This window comes from Shewanella sp. 8A, from assembly GCF_023475945.1.
GTDB classification, from domain to species: domain Bacteria; phylum Pseudomonadota; class Gammaproteobacteria; order Enterobacterales; family Shewanellaceae; genus Shewanella; species Shewanella xiamenensis.
In genome coordinates this window covers 157,351-173,991 of the sequence record NZ_JAMDJP010000011.1, presented here as the reverse complement: position 1 = coordinate 173,991, position 16,641 = coordinate 157,351, and the positions used below count along the sequence as shown (strand labels likewise).

Sequence of the window (16,641 nt, the reverse complement as noted above, 5' to 3'; positions counted from 1 at the left end):
TTCTAGGTTCTAGGTTCTAGGTTCTAGGTTCTAGGTTCTAGGTTCTAGGTTCTAGGTTCTAGGTTCTAGGTTCTAGGTTCTAGGTTCTAGGTTCTAGGTTCTAGGTTCTAGTTTTGCGCCTTAGGCTGAGTTAACCACGTGCTGAGCAGGCGCACACCATAGCCTGTGGCACCTGCGGGCACAACGGCGGTATCGGTGGCAGTTAAGGCATTACCAGCGATATCGAGGTGAGCCCAAGGTTGCTCACCCGCAAAGCGTTTGAGGAACATGGCGGCTGCTGATGCTCCCGCGCTGCCTTCTTTACCGGTATTCTTTAAGTCGGCGATGGTGGATTTTAGCTCGTCGTCGTAGGCTTGATCTAACGGCAAGCGCCAGACTTTTTCACCCACCTGTTGACCCGCAAAGGTGAGTTGCTGCACTAGCGGCTCTGAATCGGTAAATAACCCCGCATAAACGGTGCCTAGCGCACTGACTTTTGAGCCTGTAAGGGTGGCAACATCAATGATGACCGATGGGCGGTAGTTTTCACGGGCATACCAGAGACCATCGGCGAGCACTAAACGGCCTTCGGCATCGGTGTTGAGCACTTCAACCGTAAGGCCTTGGGCGGTTTTAATCACATCGCCTGGGATCATCGCATGGCCCGATACCATGTTTTCAGCCATGGGCATAATGGCGACAAGGTTAACTGGCGCCTTTTGAATCGCCATCGCCTTGACTGTGCCGAGTACAGTTGCCGCGCCCGCCATATCGGACTTCATCCGCGCGATGGAAGTGCCTGTTGCTTTAATGTTGTAACCGCCAGAGTCGAAAGTAATACCTTTACCGACGAGGGCGATAGGTGCTTCTTTGCTGCCGGGCCAGTGGGCGACAACCAGCTTAGGTGGGCGCTCACTGCCTTTACCTACGGCCGCTAAGGCTCCAAGATTTAAGCGTTCAATATCTTTGGCTTCGAGTACTGTGACTTTTACGCCGAGGGCTTTGAGTTTACGCGCCTCGTTAGCAAAGCTTTCGGGATACATGTTTCCCGCTGGGGCATTGGTAAGATCGCGAGCTAAAAACACACCTGCTTCGATAGCTTGCAGATTCTTATGATGTTTTTGGTTTTTGCTTAAGTCATCAACGCCGATTTGATAGTTCTTCTCGGCGCGATTGCTGGTTTTAAATTGAGTGTAGCGGTAGCTGCGCAGCTCAATGCCGTGGGCGAGCTCTGAACCAAAGAGAGGTGCGTTACTGAGGCCTTGGGTCAGCACGCGTACCGTGGCTTGTGGCACGGTTTCAAGTTTGGCGGCAATGTTGCCACCTAAGGTATTGATTTCACCAGGTGTTAGGGTTTTAGCATCGCCAATCCCAACCAGTAATACTCGTTTTGCGTCGATTTCGCTCGGGACTAAAATCTCTAAAATTTCTCCGCGTTTACCCGAAAAACTATTATCAGCTACCGCAAGATTGAGTTGATCCTGAGTCGACTGGGGCAAAAAATCGAGACTATAGGTTGTTGAATCAGTACTTTGGAACAGTACTAAGGTATCTGAATTAAGTGAATTACGAGTGTCAAAACTAAAGGTTTCGGCGTTAGCATTGAGAGAGTTAAGGCACGCCAGAGCCATAACGCTTAACAAAAATTTATTCTTATTTTTCATGGTGACAACTCATATCTGTGGAGAGTGAGAAGCATAGCAAAGCTGAGTCTTAGGGTTAACTAATTTACGCCATTTGACTGAGATTAATCTTAAATCCAAGGGCCAAAACGTGTTAGTGAACGCTCAAGGGCAAAATCCAATTGCTGTGACAGGCTTTGGGCTTGGCTCTTAAGTGCGCTGGCGCCAAGTGATTGCGGTATTTGGCTAGCAAAAATCACCCAGTTTCCGCCACTGGTGAGGCAGGCATGTACGTGGGCAAAATGGTGCTGCAAATCGGCGAGTAACTCCCGATTTTGGCTATGTTCCTTCCAGCAGTTCAGCACTAAATAGCCATCGGGTTTAATCCGTTGAGTACATTGCTCAAGGAAGGTCGCCGAGAGTTGCCCGGTGTTAACGCCTTTGGCGCTGTAGATATCAGCAAAAATCACATCGACTTTTTTATGCTCGGCCGATGCCATAAAGACGAGGGCATCATCATTGATAACATTCAGCTTTTTACCTATTGGGAGTTGGAAGTAACGCTTGGCCAGTTCGATAACCGTGGGACGAAGCTCTACTGCGGTTAGCTTGATGGCTGCGTCAAATCGGCGCAGCACATGGATAAGTGCACCGCCACCCAGACCCAATACTATCGCACTTTTGGGTTTACAAAATAACAGAACCAGCATCATGCCCTGTACATAGGTATGCTGTGGAATATGGGGAGCGGTTTTTAGGATTTTGCTTTGTTCATCGTTGTCACCGAAGGAGAGCACGCGCGAATCACCATAGTCGAGCACGCGGATAGGCCCGAATGTATCGTGAGTTTCGTGTAACAAAATTGCGTCGGCCATGGTCATTATTACTCTATTTGCGTTGAGCTGATTTGCGTGCAGGTATAAAAAAGTTAGAATTCAGCTGGTTTCGTTTTTTAAGTGGCTATTATGACAAATCAAATCCTGCTTGCCTGTATTTATCTTGTGGTGTTTATCTTTTTGCAGCGAGCATTAACTCAATGGGTGAAAAAACTCTCATTAATGAAGCAGGTGAGTGCGGCCCGTACTAGCCTTGTGACGCGGTTTATTTCCTATGTGATGTTTTTTATCACTTTGTCGTTAATGGCGGTTTCACTTGGATTAGGTTATCAAGATGTGTCGCTGTTTGTTTCCTCCGCGTTTGCGGTGATGGGTGTCGCCTTAGTCGCTCAATGGTCTATCTTGAGCAACTTAACGGCTGGTGTGCTGATTTTTTTCGTGTTCCCGTATCGGATCGGTGAACGTATTCGGGTGGTGGATAAGGATGAAGATATCAGTGGAGTGATTATTGAAATCGCGCTGTTTCATGTACTTATTCTAAGGGATAATGGCGATACCATCACCTATCCCAACAACTTGATGCTGCAGAAGGCGGTGTTAAAGCTGGCCGATCAGTCACCGCTTGCCGAGCGTCAAGCGTTGCAGGATGGCAAAAAGAAACTCGACCTCGAGTAACCATTCTCCTGTATGTGCGCCATCGCGGTACATTTATTAGCAAACTGTTGTCGGCGCACTCGCAAGCACTTAGTTTTATTATCTTGGCGTTAGCTTTCGTTGCTTAATCTGTTTTATATAACAAAATCAGTGTTATTGATTACATTTCCCTCCATTTGTTTACCTTAGATTGTGCCCTGTTGCACGGTTTAGTGCCCACGAATCCGTAGAATCCGCGCTTTTGTTTTTACCTAATGGATCTAATTTAATGAAATCTAAACTTTTAGCTGTGACGATTGGCACGCTACTCGCGACCCAGTTAACCGGTTGTATGGGACAAATGGGTTTAAGCCAAATGGTGACTAAGGGAAATTTAAGTGCGGTGGATAACCGTTATGGTCGTGCAGGCTTGTTTATGCTGTTAAGCCCAGTGTATGGCATCGCGGCGACAGGCGATCTGTTCATCTTTAATACCATTGAGTTTTGGACTGGCAAGAATCCGATTACCGATAAATCGCCCGCGGTAGTTGATATGCCAGTTGAGGCGATTTTTAAGATTAATCCACACGTGAGTGATGAGCTTAGATCTGCGCCAGTGAAGCTGACTCAGGCGCAAATTGCCTACCCCGATGAGCATACGGTCACTATGACGTTAGCCTACGAAGACGGTAGCACCCAGTTATTATCGGGCCGTAAAGTTGGCGAAGATGTGGACTTTTTCCTCGATGGTGCTTTTATCACGCGAGTGAGTAACCAAGAACTTGTTGCTTATAGCCAAAGCCGTTTACATGCGCCAGCAACACCTGCTGCTTAAGCTTTTGAATTATCCAACCCATAAAATGGTTTAGATTTATGGGTTGGATAATAACAATATTATCGCAGTACCCTCTGGAAAAACGCCACAGCTTGCTGATACATCTGCAGTGCTAGCGCGGGATCGTAGCGCTCGCCCTCATCACGCATAAAGGCATGCTGAGCATTCACCTCAAGCCAACTGAAATTGCGGTTTTTAGCCATCAACTGTTGGTGGATCAATACCCGACCTTCGGGTGATACATGGGGATCTTGCTTACCAAACGCTAACACTAATTCCCCTTGAATATCGCCTGTGCGACTCAGTGAATCATTGCCATAGGCACAGGGCAGGGTATTGGAATGAATGTCGGTGGGATAGAGGCAAAACGCGCCCAAAATCTCGGGATTGAGTGCTGCGCGGTAGGCTAAATGGCCGCCAATACACACGCCCATACTGCCGACTTTACCGGTGCAATAACTCTGCTGATGGGCAAAATCGATAAGGGCTTGGGTGTCGCTGTCGTGCTGCTCTAAGGGCTTGGCAAATTTATCGGCATTGCCTTTGTCTTTACCCATATCATCGTAGGCCAGCACTGTGCCTATCGGATTAAGCTCGTGAAATACCTCTGGCACTAACACCACAAAACCATGACCTGCGAGTATTGTTGCGGTGCGGGCGATGGGCGCGGTTTGCTGAAATATCTCAGAGTAAAAAATGATACAAGGGAATTGCCCAGTGGCATCTGGGCGGTAGAGGTAAGTACGCATTAGCCCTGAAGGCGTGGAGATATCCTGAGTTTCCTGAGTGACTAACATATTGAGATTCTCTCTGTGAGGCTTCAAACGTTGAAGCCTCACTTTAGCAGTCAGGTATTAATCTGTCAGTTAAAACAGTTCATTACCACAGCGCCCGCCCGCGAGCACGGCTTTCACATTGCTCAGCGTTGTGTTGGCGATCGCGCCCAATGCTTCTTCGGTAAGGAAGGCTTGGTGACCGGTAAAAATCACGTTGTGACAGGCGGATAAGCGACGGAAAACATCGTCCTGAATGATTTGGTTCGACTTATCCTCGAAAAACAGTTCTTTTTCGTTTTCATACACATCTAACCCTAAGGAGCCAATTTGGCCGAGCTTTAAGGCTTCCATCGCATCGAAGGCATTGAGCAGACCGCCGCGGCTAGTGTTGATCACCATGACGCCGGGTTTCATCTTAGCAAAACTTTCTTTATTCAGCAGATGGTGGTTATCGGCGGTTAATGGACAATGCAGGCTGATAATATCGCTGGTGGCGTAAATGGTATCGAGATCTAAATATTCCACATTGAGCGCTTCTACCGCGGGATTTGGGTAGGGGTCAAAGGCAATCACTTTACAACCAAAACCGAGCAATACCTTAATGGTGGCGACCCCAATCTTACCAGTGCCAATTACACCAACAGTTTTGCCAAACATGTTAAAGCCGACTAACCCCTCGAGTGAAAAGTTAGCATCACGGGTGCGTTGGTAGGCTTTGTGGATTTTGCGGTTTAGGGTCAGCATTAAGGCGACCGTGTGCTCGGCCACGGATTCGGGGGAATAGGCGGGCACGTTGACCACTTGCATACCTAAACGTTTTGCGGCGACTAAATCGACATTGTTAAAGCCTGCACAGCGCATAGCGATGATTTTTGTGCCGCCGTTAGCGAGCTCGACCAACACTTCTTCACAGAGAGAGTCGTTAACAAAGGCGCATACCACCTCAAAACCTTCGGCAAGCTTTACCGTTTGCATGCAGAGACGATAATCGAAATACTCAATTTGCGCACCAAATGCGGCATTAGTACGGTTAAAATGCTGCATGTCATAATGTTTTGCGCTAAAAAATCCAATTCTCATTTCAATCACCTAAGGGTTACATTGTTACTGGCACTGAGTGTATGTGACTCGGCGACATTTGTCCTCTGGTGATGAATTTACCCCGTAAAAAGAGTGAGCTTAGTCATCAATTGCTCAAAAAAGCATAAAAAAAGCGAGCCCCTGACGGCTCGCTTGTATCGATAAGCTTGAGTGTTCAAGCTTGGCTCTCATGGTCGTGCTATGTGAGCCTAAGGTTAGTCCATTAACCTAGAAAGGATTGATATTAGTGATCTTTCGCGAATTTAGCGGCAGATGCACCTGCGATACGGCCATAGGTCACGATATCAGAGATAGCGTTACCACCTAAGCGGTTAGCACCATGCACACCACCAGTGACTTCGCCCGCAGCGTATAAACCTTCAATAGGTTTACCAGTTTTTTCACTCTTCACTTCGGCTTTAGTATCAATCACGATACCGCCCATTGTGTGGTGAACCGCTGGCGCGATTTCTAAGGCATAGAAAGGTGCGACAACTAACTCACGTGGTAAATCAGGACGTTCGAATTGAGTATCTTTACCTGATTTCACGAAACCATTATAAGCAGTCACTGTTTTTGCCAGTTCAGCTGCTGGTATATCGAGTTGTTTCGCTAACTCTTCGATGGTTTTACCTTCTTTAACGATGTTCAAGTGAACATAACCTTCGATGGCTTTCAAGCTCTTACGGATAGAGTCATCGAATACGAGGTAAGCACTTTCACCTTTTTGTTTCAGAATCGCAGCAGATGCTTTGTCACGGGTAGTGATTTCGTTCATGAAGCGGTCACCATCACGGTTAACCACGATCGCACCGTTACCACGTACGGCTTCGGTGATCATCACACCGCCGGCTGGTGAGTAAGTTGGGTGAGCTTGGATGTATTCTAAGTCACGTGTTGCTGCGCCAGCTTGCAGAGCGACGTCTAAGCCGTCACCGGTAGCACCTGGGTGGTTAGTTGCTTTAAAGCCTTTTAATTTAGGATCATACTTAGCAACGCGGTCGTTGTTTTTCGCGAAACCACCAGCAGCAATAACTACCGCATCGGCTTTGATTACATAGTAACCAGTGTATTCACCTTTCACTAGAACGCCGGTCACTTTACCGCTCGCATCCTCAAGGATACGTACAACACGGCTGTTTAAACGAATATCAGTACCACGTTTAACGGCGTTGTCCCACAGTACTTGTGCAACGTGAGCACCAACACCTGCACCACCCGTTGGGCGGTGGCTACGGTTAACGCTTGCGCCACCCATACGGCCCACGTCAGTCATGTCGGCACCCATAGAGGTTAACCAATCAATAGAGTCTGAAGAGTTGTTGGCCAGGACTTTCACTAATTCAGGATCGTTAATGTTACGACCACCTTTCATGGTGTCGTCGATCATGATTTGTTTCTTATCTTGGATACCTAACTTAGCTTGTGGCTTAGTTTCTGCGGCGTTCATACCACCAGCAGCCAGTTTAGTGTTACCACCTGGGATAGGTTCTTTTTCTAACAGGATCACTTTTGCGCCAGCGTCACGGGCTGAAACGGCAGCAGCAAGACCTGCACCACCAGAGCCGATAACGACAACGTCAGTTGTTTCTTTCACGCCTGCGGCAATGGCTTTATCTTGAGCAGCTTTGTCTGCATCAACAGGAACAAACTTACGTTCCCACTTGCCGCCAAATGGCATATCAAAGCCGAAGCTATGGCAAGCATCACAGTAGGTTACTGATTTTTCGTGGCCTTTGTGGCAGCTGGTACAAGCGATTTCACCGATTAAGTGAGATTTGTGCGGAGAAACTTTATCTTTTGGCGCTGCAGCAGCCAGTTCTTTTAGATCACCGTGGCAGCTAACACATTGGCCATTTTCATGAGTCAGGTTGTCGTTGGTTACGCCACCTTTGTCTGATACGTGGCAGCTATCGCAGCCACCCATTTCACCGTGAAAATCGGCTAGTACTTCTGGTGCAGCATAGGCTGTGCCAGCCATTGCACCAGAGATCAGCATGGCTAGTGCTGTTTTTTGAATCTTTCTTGTGAACATAATTGTTCCTCCGCCGTACATTTCATCTACTTAATAAGGGTTATTCATCATGGCGTGATATTTATATTTTACGTAGCTCACGCGCTTTTAGAGTATTCTCCATGAACAAAGTTACCACTATCTAAAGAGGTATATGCGTACTTAGGTCACATAACGATTGTTACAGTGAGAATTACATAATTGAAATGTGCAATATGGCTGAAAATATTACTGAAATTGAAGTTAATCACTTAGAGAATACGGTATAACTTGCGTGAGTTAACATATTTTGGTGGGCTTAATTATAATTTAATAATTGTTTTTTAACGTGGGTATAGTCAGTTTTTTGTTGTTATAGCTTTGATTTTAATGGTTTATTTTTGATTTTGTTCTTGGTCGTGAATGTGCGAGAATTTATAATGTGAGTATTCTATAAATAATTAAATTCCACCAGTTTTTTTTGAATAAATATATTATATTTTTCCAAAATGTTATTTAAGTGGTGTTGAGGGGTTAAATTTATGCCTAGGCAGCAGATTTCTGAAAAACGTTTTTGGGTACAGCGACTTAGTAAAACAGCCTTAAGGGCTTTACATATATTAGGCATTGCAGGTGCGGGTGGAGGGATATTATTAAACATTGATAAATCCCTTTGGTTAAATTATTGGTATCTCGCCATGAGCACCGGCAGCATATTAATGTTGTGGGAAATTATGCGGGATTGGCGTTGGTTAATTCAACTTAAGGGTGTGTTAACCCTTGGAAAATTAGGTTTGCTTTGTCTGTTTATCCCGCTTGCCAATTACAAGCCAGAGTTGTTTATCTTGGTGTTATTTTTATCTGTGATAGTCTCTCATGGCCCGTCTGGACTCAGACACTATTCGATAGTGCATCGCAAACAGATAGACACTAAAAAAGAGATAAAGGGATGACACACGCTACACTCTGCACAGCTTCGAGCTTAATTATCCAGTTTCAATGGCCCGAGCTTGCAGGGCTTAAGGTATTGGATTTAGCCTGTGGTTCTGGGCGAAATGGATTGTGGTTTCTGAATCAAGGCTGTGAAGTGACCTTTATCGACCAGGATTTGAGTACATTAGCCAAGCTAACACACGACAAAGCACATCAATGGCAGTGGAATTTAGAAGATGGCAGCGCCCCTCTGTTACCCCAAGACACTTTTGATATAGTGCTAGTCTTTAATTACTTACATCGGCCACTGTTCCCGCAAATTGCCGCTAGCCTTAAGCACGGGGGACTCATTGTCTATGAGACTTTTACGTGGCAACAGGCGGAAATTGGCCGCCCTCGCAATCCCGATTTTTTACTCAAAGAACACGAACTACAATCCGTATTTGCTAACTGGCAACCTTTGCATTACTTTGAAGGGCGGTTAAGCGATGCTGTTACGGGTATTGAAAGTGCTAAGGCGCAGTTGATCGCGCGAAAACCGCTCCAGTGATCCCATTTGGGGTCAACTGCCACCATAAGTATTAAATAAGTGTAAGAGGCCAAGGATGTTTCCGTATCCAGAGCAGTATCGTGTTGCCATGCCACCAATAACCACGGCGCTAATGGTGGCGTGGGCCCTGTTAAGCCACAGCTTGTTAGCCGATGCTAGCCCTTTTGCCTTGTATCCACTGTTTACCTTGTTTCCAGCTGTTATTGGGTTGCATTTATATTTGATTTGGCTTGCCAAAGGGATGAGTCGACTCGACCAATGTTTTTATGCCTTGGTGCATATTCCTCTGGCCTTTGTTGTGTGGACTTTCACTATTATGCATGTGAATGGTAATGCCTTTTCTTAGGGCTGAACCGGGCAGAGCCTCAGGTTAGCCCGTTCAAATGGCTTAACTTCATTCGAATACCTTAAATAAAAAAGCGCCCCGATGTTCGGGGCGCTTTTTATCAATCTCTTGCGGGTGGGTTAGGCCGTAGTGTTGATATTGTGGCCGGTATTTCCCACGGGTTGAGGTGTGGCTGCGTTAATTAAATCAACGGCAATTTGACCTTCCGCCTTTTGCTGCTCTTTGGCTAACTGCGCCACTTTAACGCCAACGGCACCATTTTCTAAGTTAGGCGTGATAGCTTGGGTGTTCAGTGAAATAGACATAACTAACCTCAATTGTAAGCTGAGTCTTTGTATCGGCAAGCTCAGGTTTTACTTTAGTCCTTTATCCTAAGTTTGCCAATCCAAAACCCTGTTATTGCTTATACCGCTTTATTCGCTTTTGCCGTGAGTAACTTACGACTAAGTACTATGATGGCGGTTAAGCCCAATGAACCTAGAATTAATCCCAGTGCCAGCCCAACACTCTGTAGCGCAGTGGGATCAATCACTAGCGCAACCCCCATACCAAACATCATCACACCCGACATCAGCTTGAGTGCTTGGCCTTCTTTTTCGGTCAGTTTACGTTTGCCTAAGGTCGCACTAAACACAATCACAATAATTGCCAGTGGGATCACATAGACAATATTGTATAAAACCAGATACATATAGCGCTCAATCTCAGGCAGGTTATGCATGGATAGTACGCTGGTATAAATCATCGGGAAGCCCGCGGTGCAGAGCAGTTCGTAGGCATTGGCTAAAATCGCTAGTACAGTCGATCCCAGAATTAAGGCGCCTAAACTACTGGAATTAGAGAGTTTCCCCATGCGTTTGATCAGGCTCGTACGGTTTTCAGCCGACATTGAGAGGGTGACTTCTCCTTTAGTAAAGAAGTAGTCTTTTACGTTAATGGTGCCTGCAATCAAGGCTAAGACCCCGGCCGCTAAGATGATCATTCCACCATCACTACCTGCTCCTAGCAGTTTGAAGATATTCAGCCATGCCGTCATAAACAGGAAATAAATAAAGCCAGAGAAGAACACGAAGATACCGCCGACTAACAGCATACGGCTACGGCTCTTCGCATTAACCATAATCGACAGTAAAAACAGCAATACGAAGAAGGCGCAAGGGTTAAAGGCATCGACGCCAGCAAGTACTAAGGTCAGCAGCGGGAGTGACATCGTCTCGGGAGTGACCACTCCGACAAGTGGTAATTCAACGGGTTGTACTTCAGCTTGGTCGGTACTTGCCAGGCTAGTTGCATCACAGGTTCCTTCACCTGAGTCGGTTCCGCAAGTGCCAAACAGAGGTTCACTATTGGTCGGTGCAGTTGACGCAGCTCCCTTTGTTGGCATATCCGCTTCGCTTAGCTGACCACCTAAGGATAAGTAACAATTCTTCAAACGATTAACGAGGAACTCGCCAGTAACCGCTTCGCTGGAATAACCGATAATGGCTTTTTCGCAGCTCGCCATATAAGGAACTGAGCGGGCTTCTGTGGCGGTTTTGGCGGCAATATTTTGCCAAATATCCTGTACGCCAGGTGCAGAAACCATATGGGATTCAAGTTCTATCCACGGATATTTTTGCGGTAGTGAATCAATAAAAGGGTGAGCTTGTGCGCAGTGTGGACAGGTTTTCGACCAAAAAAAGTAGAGTTTAATCTTAAGCTCACCTTGGGCGTTGACGTAATGCCACGTTTGATCGGAAGTATTTGGGGTGTCGGCCCAACTAGGTGCACTGAGCATTGCTAATGCGAGAGAGCATAGCAGAGCGAATTGGGTTAAGTATTTAGTCATAGTGCCTCCACAATTGTGGACAAGATGTGTTTTAAATGGATTTCTGACTATTACTCTACTGAATTCAATCCTTTTGATTAAATTAAGCATTAAGAAATGTTAGTTAACTCGCGATTAACTGGTTTTTGGGAAGTGAGGCAGGTTTACTGTTGGGGAAATAAGCTGCGAATAACTGAAAAGCACCCCAAGGTGCTTTTCAGTCTATGGTTAAGCGCTTAGTTTAACGCTGTACCATTAACACTCAGTTTTACATCGATATTATTACGTGTAGCGTTAGAATATGGACACACTTGATGGGCATGTTGTACTAAGGCTTCGGCTTCAGCTTGCGGCAGGTCAAGATTGACTTCTAGGGCGACGGTTAAGGCAAAACCTCCCGCATCATTGGCACCAATGCCAACCACAGCACTGACAGGCGCTTCAGTAATGGCCACTTTGCCGATTTTGGCAACGTGCAAAACCGCATTAGAGAAACAAGCCGCATAACCTGCTGCAAACAGTTGCTCAGGGTTCGTTGCTAATCCACTTCCGCCCATTGCCTTTGGATAGGCGAGTGCTACATCGAGTAACCCATCATCGGTACTGACTTGGCCTTGACGACCTGCTCTGGCGGTTGCTCGGGTTTCATACAATGTTTTCATGTTTAGATCCTCAGTGTTTAAATGGTTAATTTAAGTTGTGCGCAATTTAATTGTGGTAAACTATAGTTCGATCTTTAGTGTGAATGCAAGTATATTGTGCGCAATATATTTAAGTTTTTTGGAATGACTATGCCAAGCTATGAGTTAACTTCAATGGAAAAGGCGTTAGAAATGTCTGAAACCACCAATACAGACAATGTGTTATGCCTAGAGAATCAAGTTTGTTTTTCTCTATACAGTGCAGCAAATGCCATGGTGCGAGCTTATCGTCCTATGCTTGATAAGCTAGATTTAACCTATCCCCAATATTTGGTCATGCTAGTGTTGTGGCAGGAGCAGGGGATTAGCGTGAAGACCTTAGGAGATAAATTGTTCCTCGATTCGGGTACATTGACGCCGTTACTTAAACGTTTAGAGTCGAAGGGATTAGTGAGTCGCGGTCGTAGCGAACAGGATGAAAGGGTTCGGGTGCTCAGTTTAACTTCTGCTGGTCAGGCGTTAAAGCAACAGGCCAGTGAGATCCCGCATTTAATGCGCTGTAAAATTGGGGCTGAAATTGATGATCTTAAGGCGCTAAAAGCCATGTGTGATAAAGCATTGGCACAGTTGCACAGTGTAGATTAGGTCTCTCTGTTCGAAAGAATTGGGATACATTAGCCAGAAGCACGTCAGGATGGATAAAACCTCTATGAGTTCATTCGATATTGCTATTATCGGTGGTGGCATCAGCGGTGTCGGCATTGCCCAATATGCCGCAGCGGCAGGGTATTCAACTTTACTTATTGAAAAAGGTGAGATTGGCGGCCAAACCTCAGCCAATTCCAGTAAGCTTATCCACGGTGGCCTGCGTTACCTTGAGAGTGGGCAAGTTAATCTCGTGCGTAAGTCACTGCTTGAACGGCGTAATTTACTGGATCTGGCGCCTAGCTTAGTCAAACCCGTTCCTTTCTACATTCCCGTCTATCAGGACAGTCAACGCAATCCGTTGACGATACGTGCTGGGCTGAGTTTATATGCATTGTTGAGTAAATTTGACCCGCTTGGGCGTTTTGTCTCTATTCCCGCGGTGCATTGGCATCGTTTTAACGGGCTTAAACTCACGGGGTTAAAAGCGGTATTCCAATACTGGGATGCACAAACCGATGATAAATTACTCACTCAAGCAGTGGCGCGAAGCGCTCAAGCACTTGGCGCGCATATTTATGCTGAGGCAGAGTTTTTGCAGCTCAATCATTTACGGGAGCATATTGAGCTTAGCTTTCGCCATTGCGGCCAAGTACAACAAATTGATGCCAAGCTGGTGATAAATGCCGCTGGCCCTTGGGTTAATCAGGTATTAGCTAACGTTGAGCCGCCTCTTGCGGGTGTTGAAATCGATTGGGTACAGGGTGCGCATTTATTGCTCGACTTGCCTGCACCAGAGGGGATTTTATATTTAGAATCCTGCTTCGATAAGCGGGTGATTTTTGTGATGCCTTGGTATGGCCAAATGCTCATCGGCACCACTGAAACAGTGCTGACGTCCATCGATACCCCTCCCCAAGTAACGGAATCTGAAACTCAGTACCTCTTAGGTATTTATCGTCATTACTTTCCACTTTCCCCATCGATTGAGGAGCTTAAGGCTAAGATAGTGCAAACCTATTGCGGCGTGCGAGTGCTACCTAAACAGGCTAGTTCCGCTTTTGAGCGGCCTCGGGATACCTTAATGCAAACCTCAGTTTCGCATCCAAGGCTGCTGAGTTTATATGGTGGCAAACTCACGACCTTTAGAAGCACTTCTGCTGAAGTAATTGAATGGATTGAACAAAAGTTAGGGAAACGTCCACCAATCGCCGATGTAGACAGCCTCAGATTAACTTAATTCTGTCTAACATTGGGTGTGATGCTGTGGTTGAAGATGATCTTTTTGCATAAAAACGCTAAAGTGTGGCGCTTTTTAACTGAGGCCGTTACGGTATTTGTTATGCTTCAGTTGTTATCTCAATTTCACTCGCCATCTCAATAGATAAGATAGACGGGAACTGCTGTGGGTACGATGCTGTGAGTACATTAGTGCAATGTGGGTATTTTGAACAAGGCCAATGCCAATCCTGTCGTCATATTAAGCTCCCTATGTCGATGCAATTAGCGGCGAAAACCCAAGAATTACAGCAATTGTTAGCCCCATTTGTTGAGCATACTAATACCCAATTTTTGCCGCCCGTAGTGGGTGAGAACCAAGGTTTTCGTAACAAGGCGAAAATGGTGGTGCTGGGCGCGGCTCATGCGCCTGTACTGGGGATTGTCAGTCCAAGCGGTGAGGCGGTGAGTCTCTGTGACTGCTTGCTGTATCCTGCTGATATGCAAGCGTTGCTCCACCGTCTGGAGCGTTTTGTGCAGCAAGCGGGTATCCCGCCGTATCGTATCGATAAAGCCAAGGGCGAGCTTAAGTTTATTCTACTGACGCGCAGCCAAGTGCGCGGCGAATATATGCTGCGTTTTGTGCTGCGCTCATCCGATGCCATTGCCCGTATTGAACGGGAATTACCCGCGTTGCTGGCTGAATATCCACAAATCAGCGTCGTATCGGTAAATATTCAGCCCATTCATATGGCGATCCTTGAAGGGGATGAGGAAATTTTCTTAACTGAAAATACTCGTCTTGAAGAGCGCTTTAACGATGTGCCTTTGTTTATTCGCCCAAAAAGCTTTTTTCAAACGAATCCACAGGTTGCTGCAAAGCTGTATCAAACCGCCCGTGAGTGGGTTGGTGAATTTGCACCAAAGTCCCTGTGGGATTTATTTTGTGGTGTGGGCGGTTTTGGCTTGCACTGCGCCTCCAAAGATATCCCTTTAACTGGGATTGAAATCGAAGCCGAGGCGATTGCGTGCGCTAAGATGTCGGCGCAAATGATGGGGCTGGATAACGTGCAGTTTATGGCCCTCGACTCTACCGATTTTGCCAAGGGTGATGCGGCGCAAACAAAGCCCGATTTGATTATTGTCAATCCGCCGCGTCGTGGGATTGGTGAGTCCCTGTGTCACGCCTTAAGTGAATTTGCCCCTAGGGCGATTTTGTATTCCAGTTGTAATCCCAAAACCCTTGCTAAAGATCTCGCCCATATTCGTGGCTATCGATTAACTAAGGTGCAGTTGTTCGATCTCTTTCCCCATTCGGATCATTTCGAAGTCTTAGCCATGTTGGTAAAAGATTAAGCGATCTAAATGAATGATCTCCTGAGCAGTAGATCGCTATAGTTTAGAGGTTGATAAAAAGGAATTTTGTTCATTTTACCTTTGGTTGAGTATTTTTGTGTCTTGCTGATTTAGCTTTCATTAAACTGTCTTTTTAGTGACATAATCTTGTTCACTTTATGCGTCGAAGGGCAAAGTTTATGCTACAGATATTCTTACGTTTTTTTTCTCTTGGTCTGATGAGCTTTGGTGGCCCAGCGGCGCATATTGGTTATTTTCGCCAGACCTTTGTCAACGAACTCGCCTGGCTTGATGATAAACGTTATGCCAGTTTTGTAGCCTTAAGCCAATTTATGCCGGGGCCGGGATCGAGTCAGGTGGGGTTTGCTATTGGTTATCATCGTGGTGGGCTTTTAGGGGCGATAGCCGCCTTTGCTGGATTTACCTTGCCTTCCTTCGTGCTGATGTATTTGTTGGCGGTGACGACTGCCGCTTGGTTAGGTAACGAGTACATGCAAGGCATTGTGCATGGCTTAAAACTGCTGGCCGTCGTGGTTGTCGCAGATGCGGTATTGGCGATGTTTAAGCAATTTTGTCAACGGCAAACGGCGCGTTTACTCATGCTCGGTAGTGCCGCTGCGATACTCATTCTGCCTTTCTTATGGACACAAATCACCTTACTGTTGCTTGCTGCCATTTTAGGTATGTTATTCCTGAGTGCGACTGAGAGCGAGTCCAGTAAAAATGAACCGATTAGGTTAAATTACCTGAGCTTAGGATTATTCGTTGTCTTATTTGTGGCGAGTTTTTTTGCCTTAAATCTGGGGATTGAAGCAGGGATTTTTGGTGAGTTTTTTCGTGTCGGGAGTTTAGTCTTTGGTGGCGGCCATGTGGTGCTGCCACTGCTTGAAACCGCTGTGGGTGATACGATGAGCGGCGATCGTTTTCTCACCGGATACGCCTTTGCCCAAGCCGTGCCTGGGCCTATGTTTACCTTTGCCACCTTCCTTGGTGCCGAGATGATGCTAGACAATCCCTTTGTCGGTGCGGCCATTGCAACTGTAGCAATCTTCTTACCGGGATTTTTATTGATGCTGGTGGGCTTAAAAAGTTGGCATGCGATTGCCGCAAGGCCCAAGATTGCCGGCATGCTCTCGGGCATAAATGCCTGTGTGGTGGGATTATTGGCGGCTGCGCTGTATCAACCTGTATTTACCCAAGGGGTGTTATCTGCGGTGGATATGGCTGTTGTCTTGCTTGGTTTTGGTGCATTAAAACTCTTTAAACCGCAGATGTTGTTACTGGTCTTAGGTTTTAGCCTATGTGGCATAGGACTGATATTATTAGCTTAAAATCAGTTGAGTATAATTTTTATCCTCTATAGAAAATTTTGTTAACCCAAGCGCTAAGTG

The 16,641-nt window shown here is 46.2% G+C and carries 17 protein-coding genes; 9 read left to right on the top strand and 8 right to left on the bottom strand.

What is annotated here, in order from left to right:
- Nucleotides 1-107 precede the first annotated feature (107 nt).
- Complete coding sequence (locus tag M0413_RS10935) at nucleotides 108-1,643, bottom strand: leucyl aminopeptidase (RefSeq protein WP_047538251.1); 1,536 nt, start codon at nucleotides 1,641-1,643, stop codon at nucleotides 108-110.
- A gap of 89 nt (nucleotides 1,644-1,732) precedes the next feature.
- Complete coding sequence (locus M0413_RS10930) at nucleotides 1,733-2,476, bottom strand: spermidine synthase (RefSeq protein ID WP_050991411.1); 744 nt, start codon at nucleotides 2,474-2,476, stop codon at nucleotides 1,733-1,735.
- Between the two features lie 90 nt (nucleotides 2,477-2,566).
- Between M0413_RS10930 and M0413_RS10925 the strand changes: the two genes are divergently transcribed.
- Nucleotides 2,567-3,112, top strand: a complete 546-nt coding sequence (locus M0413_RS10925; RefSeq protein ID WP_037414676.1) for a mechanosensitive ion channel family protein — start codon at nucleotides 2,567-2,569, stop codon at nucleotides 3,110-3,112.
- Nucleotides 3,113-3,359: 247 nt separating this feature from the next.
- Nucleotides 3,360-3,905: a DUF3332 domain-containing protein gene (locus M0413_RS10920; protein ID WP_037414674.1), complete on the top strand. Its 546-nt coding sequence runs from the start codon at nucleotides 3,360-3,362 to the stop codon at nucleotides 3,903-3,905.
- A gap of 59 nt (nucleotides 3,906-3,964) precedes the next feature.
- On the opposite strand, the gene M0413_RS10915 is transcribed toward M0413_RS10920, so the two are convergent.
- The 3 genes from M0413_RS10915 to fccA form a co-directional block, all read right to left on the bottom strand.
- On the bottom strand, nucleotides 3,965-4,702 hold the full coding sequence (locus tag M0413_RS10915) for a dienelactone hydrolase family protein (RefSeq protein WP_249554125.1): 738 nt from the start codon (nucleotides 4,700-4,702) through the stop codon (nucleotides 3,965-3,967).
- 69 nt (nucleotides 4,703-4,771) lie between these two features.
- The gene (gene ldhA / locus M0413_RS10910) at nucleotides 4,772-5,761 is read right to left on the bottom strand and encodes a lactate dehydrogenase LdhA (protein ID WP_055647423.1); all 990 of its coding nucleotides are present in this window, start codon (nucleotides 5,759-5,761) and stop codon (nucleotides 4,772-4,774) included.
- A gap of 244 nt (nucleotides 5,762-6,005) precedes the next feature.
- Nucleotides 6,006-7,796 (bottom strand): fumarate reductase flavoprotein subunit FccA, encoded by a 1,791-nt coding sequence (fccA, locus tag M0413_RS10905; protein ID WP_037414671.1) that lies wholly within the window; start codon nucleotides 7,794-7,796, stop codon nucleotides 6,006-6,008.
- A gap of 500 nt (nucleotides 7,797-8,296) precedes the next feature.
- On the opposite strand from fccA, the gene M0413_RS10900 reads away from it, so the two are divergent.
- From M0413_RS10900 to M0413_RS10890, 3 genes are read left to right on the top strand one after another with little or no spacing between them, the layout of a single operon-like run.
- Nucleotides 8,297-8,707, top strand: a complete 411-nt coding sequence (locus M0413_RS10900) for a hypothetical protein (RefSeq protein WP_047538262.1) — start codon at nucleotides 8,297-8,299, stop codon at nucleotides 8,705-8,707.
- Complete coding sequence (locus tag M0413_RS10895) at nucleotides 8,704-9,237, top strand: class I SAM-dependent methyltransferase (RefSeq protein WP_249554123.1); 534 nt, start codon at nucleotides 8,704-8,706, stop codon at nucleotides 9,235-9,237. Before M0413_RS10900 ends, M0413_RS10895 begins: the two co-directional genes overlap by 4 nt.
- A 55-nt stretch (nucleotides 9,238-9,292) precedes the next feature.
- Complete coding sequence (locus M0413_RS10890) at nucleotides 9,293-9,583, top strand: hypothetical protein (protein ID WP_037414668.1); 291 nt, start codon at nucleotides 9,293-9,295, stop codon at nucleotides 9,581-9,583.
- A 119-nt stretch (nucleotides 9,584-9,702) separates the two neighbouring features.
- Here the strand turns inward: M0413_RS10890 and M0413_RS10885 are convergent, their stop codons facing one another.
- The 3 genes from M0413_RS10885 to ohr form a co-directional block, all read right to left on the bottom strand.
- Complete coding sequence (locus M0413_RS10885; RefSeq protein WP_011621607.1) at nucleotides 9,703-9,888, bottom strand: hypothetical protein; 186 nt, start codon at nucleotides 9,886-9,888, stop codon at nucleotides 9,703-9,705.
- A 98-nt stretch (nucleotides 9,889-9,986) separates the two neighbouring features.
- On the bottom strand, nucleotides 9,987-11,411 hold the full coding sequence (locus tag M0413_RS10880; protein ID WP_088586060.1) for a cytochrome C biosynthesis protein: 1,425 nt from the start codon (nucleotides 11,409-11,411) through the stop codon (nucleotides 9,987-9,989).
- Between the two features lie 215 nt (nucleotides 11,412-11,626).
- A complete protein-coding gene (gene ohr, locus M0413_RS10875) occupies nucleotides 11,627-12,052 on the bottom strand; it encodes an organic hydroperoxide reductase Ohr (protein WP_069453421.1) in 426 nt (141 codons plus the stop codon).
- 129 nt (nucleotides 12,053-12,181) lie between these two features.
- Between ohr and ohrR the strand changes: the two genes are divergently transcribed.
- The 4 genes from ohrR to chrA all read left to right on the top strand — a co-directional run bounded on the left by ohrR (nucleotide 12,182) and on the right by chrA (nucleotide 16,581).
- Nucleotides 12,182-12,676 (top strand): transcriptional regulator OhrR, encoded by a 495-nt coding sequence (gene ohrR / locus M0413_RS10870; RefSeq protein ID WP_088586059.1) that lies wholly within the window; start codon nucleotides 12,182-12,184, stop codon nucleotides 12,674-12,676.
- 64 nt (nucleotides 12,677-12,740) lie between these two features.
- Nucleotides 12,741-13,916 carry a glycerol-3-phosphate dehydrogenase/oxidase gene (locus tag M0413_RS10865; RefSeq protein ID WP_249554121.1) on the top strand — a complete coding sequence of 392 codons (1,176 nt, stop codon included), beginning with the start codon at nucleotides 12,741-12,743 and terminating at the stop codon, nucleotides 13,914-13,916.
- A 179-nt stretch (nucleotides 13,917-14,095) separates the two neighbouring features.
- Nucleotides 14,096-15,250: a 23S rRNA (uracil(747)-C(5))-methyltransferase RlmC gene (gene rlmC, locus M0413_RS10860; RefSeq protein ID WP_088586057.1), complete on the top strand. Its 1,155-nt coding sequence runs from the start codon at nucleotides 14,096-14,098 to the stop codon at nucleotides 15,248-15,250.
- Between the two features lie 179 nt (nucleotides 15,251-15,429).
- Complete coding sequence (gene chrA, locus M0413_RS10855; RefSeq protein WP_249554119.1) at nucleotides 15,430-16,581, top strand: chromate efflux transporter; 1,152 nt, start codon at nucleotides 15,430-15,432, stop codon at nucleotides 16,579-16,581.
- Nucleotides 16,582-16,641: the final 60 nt, after the last annotated feature.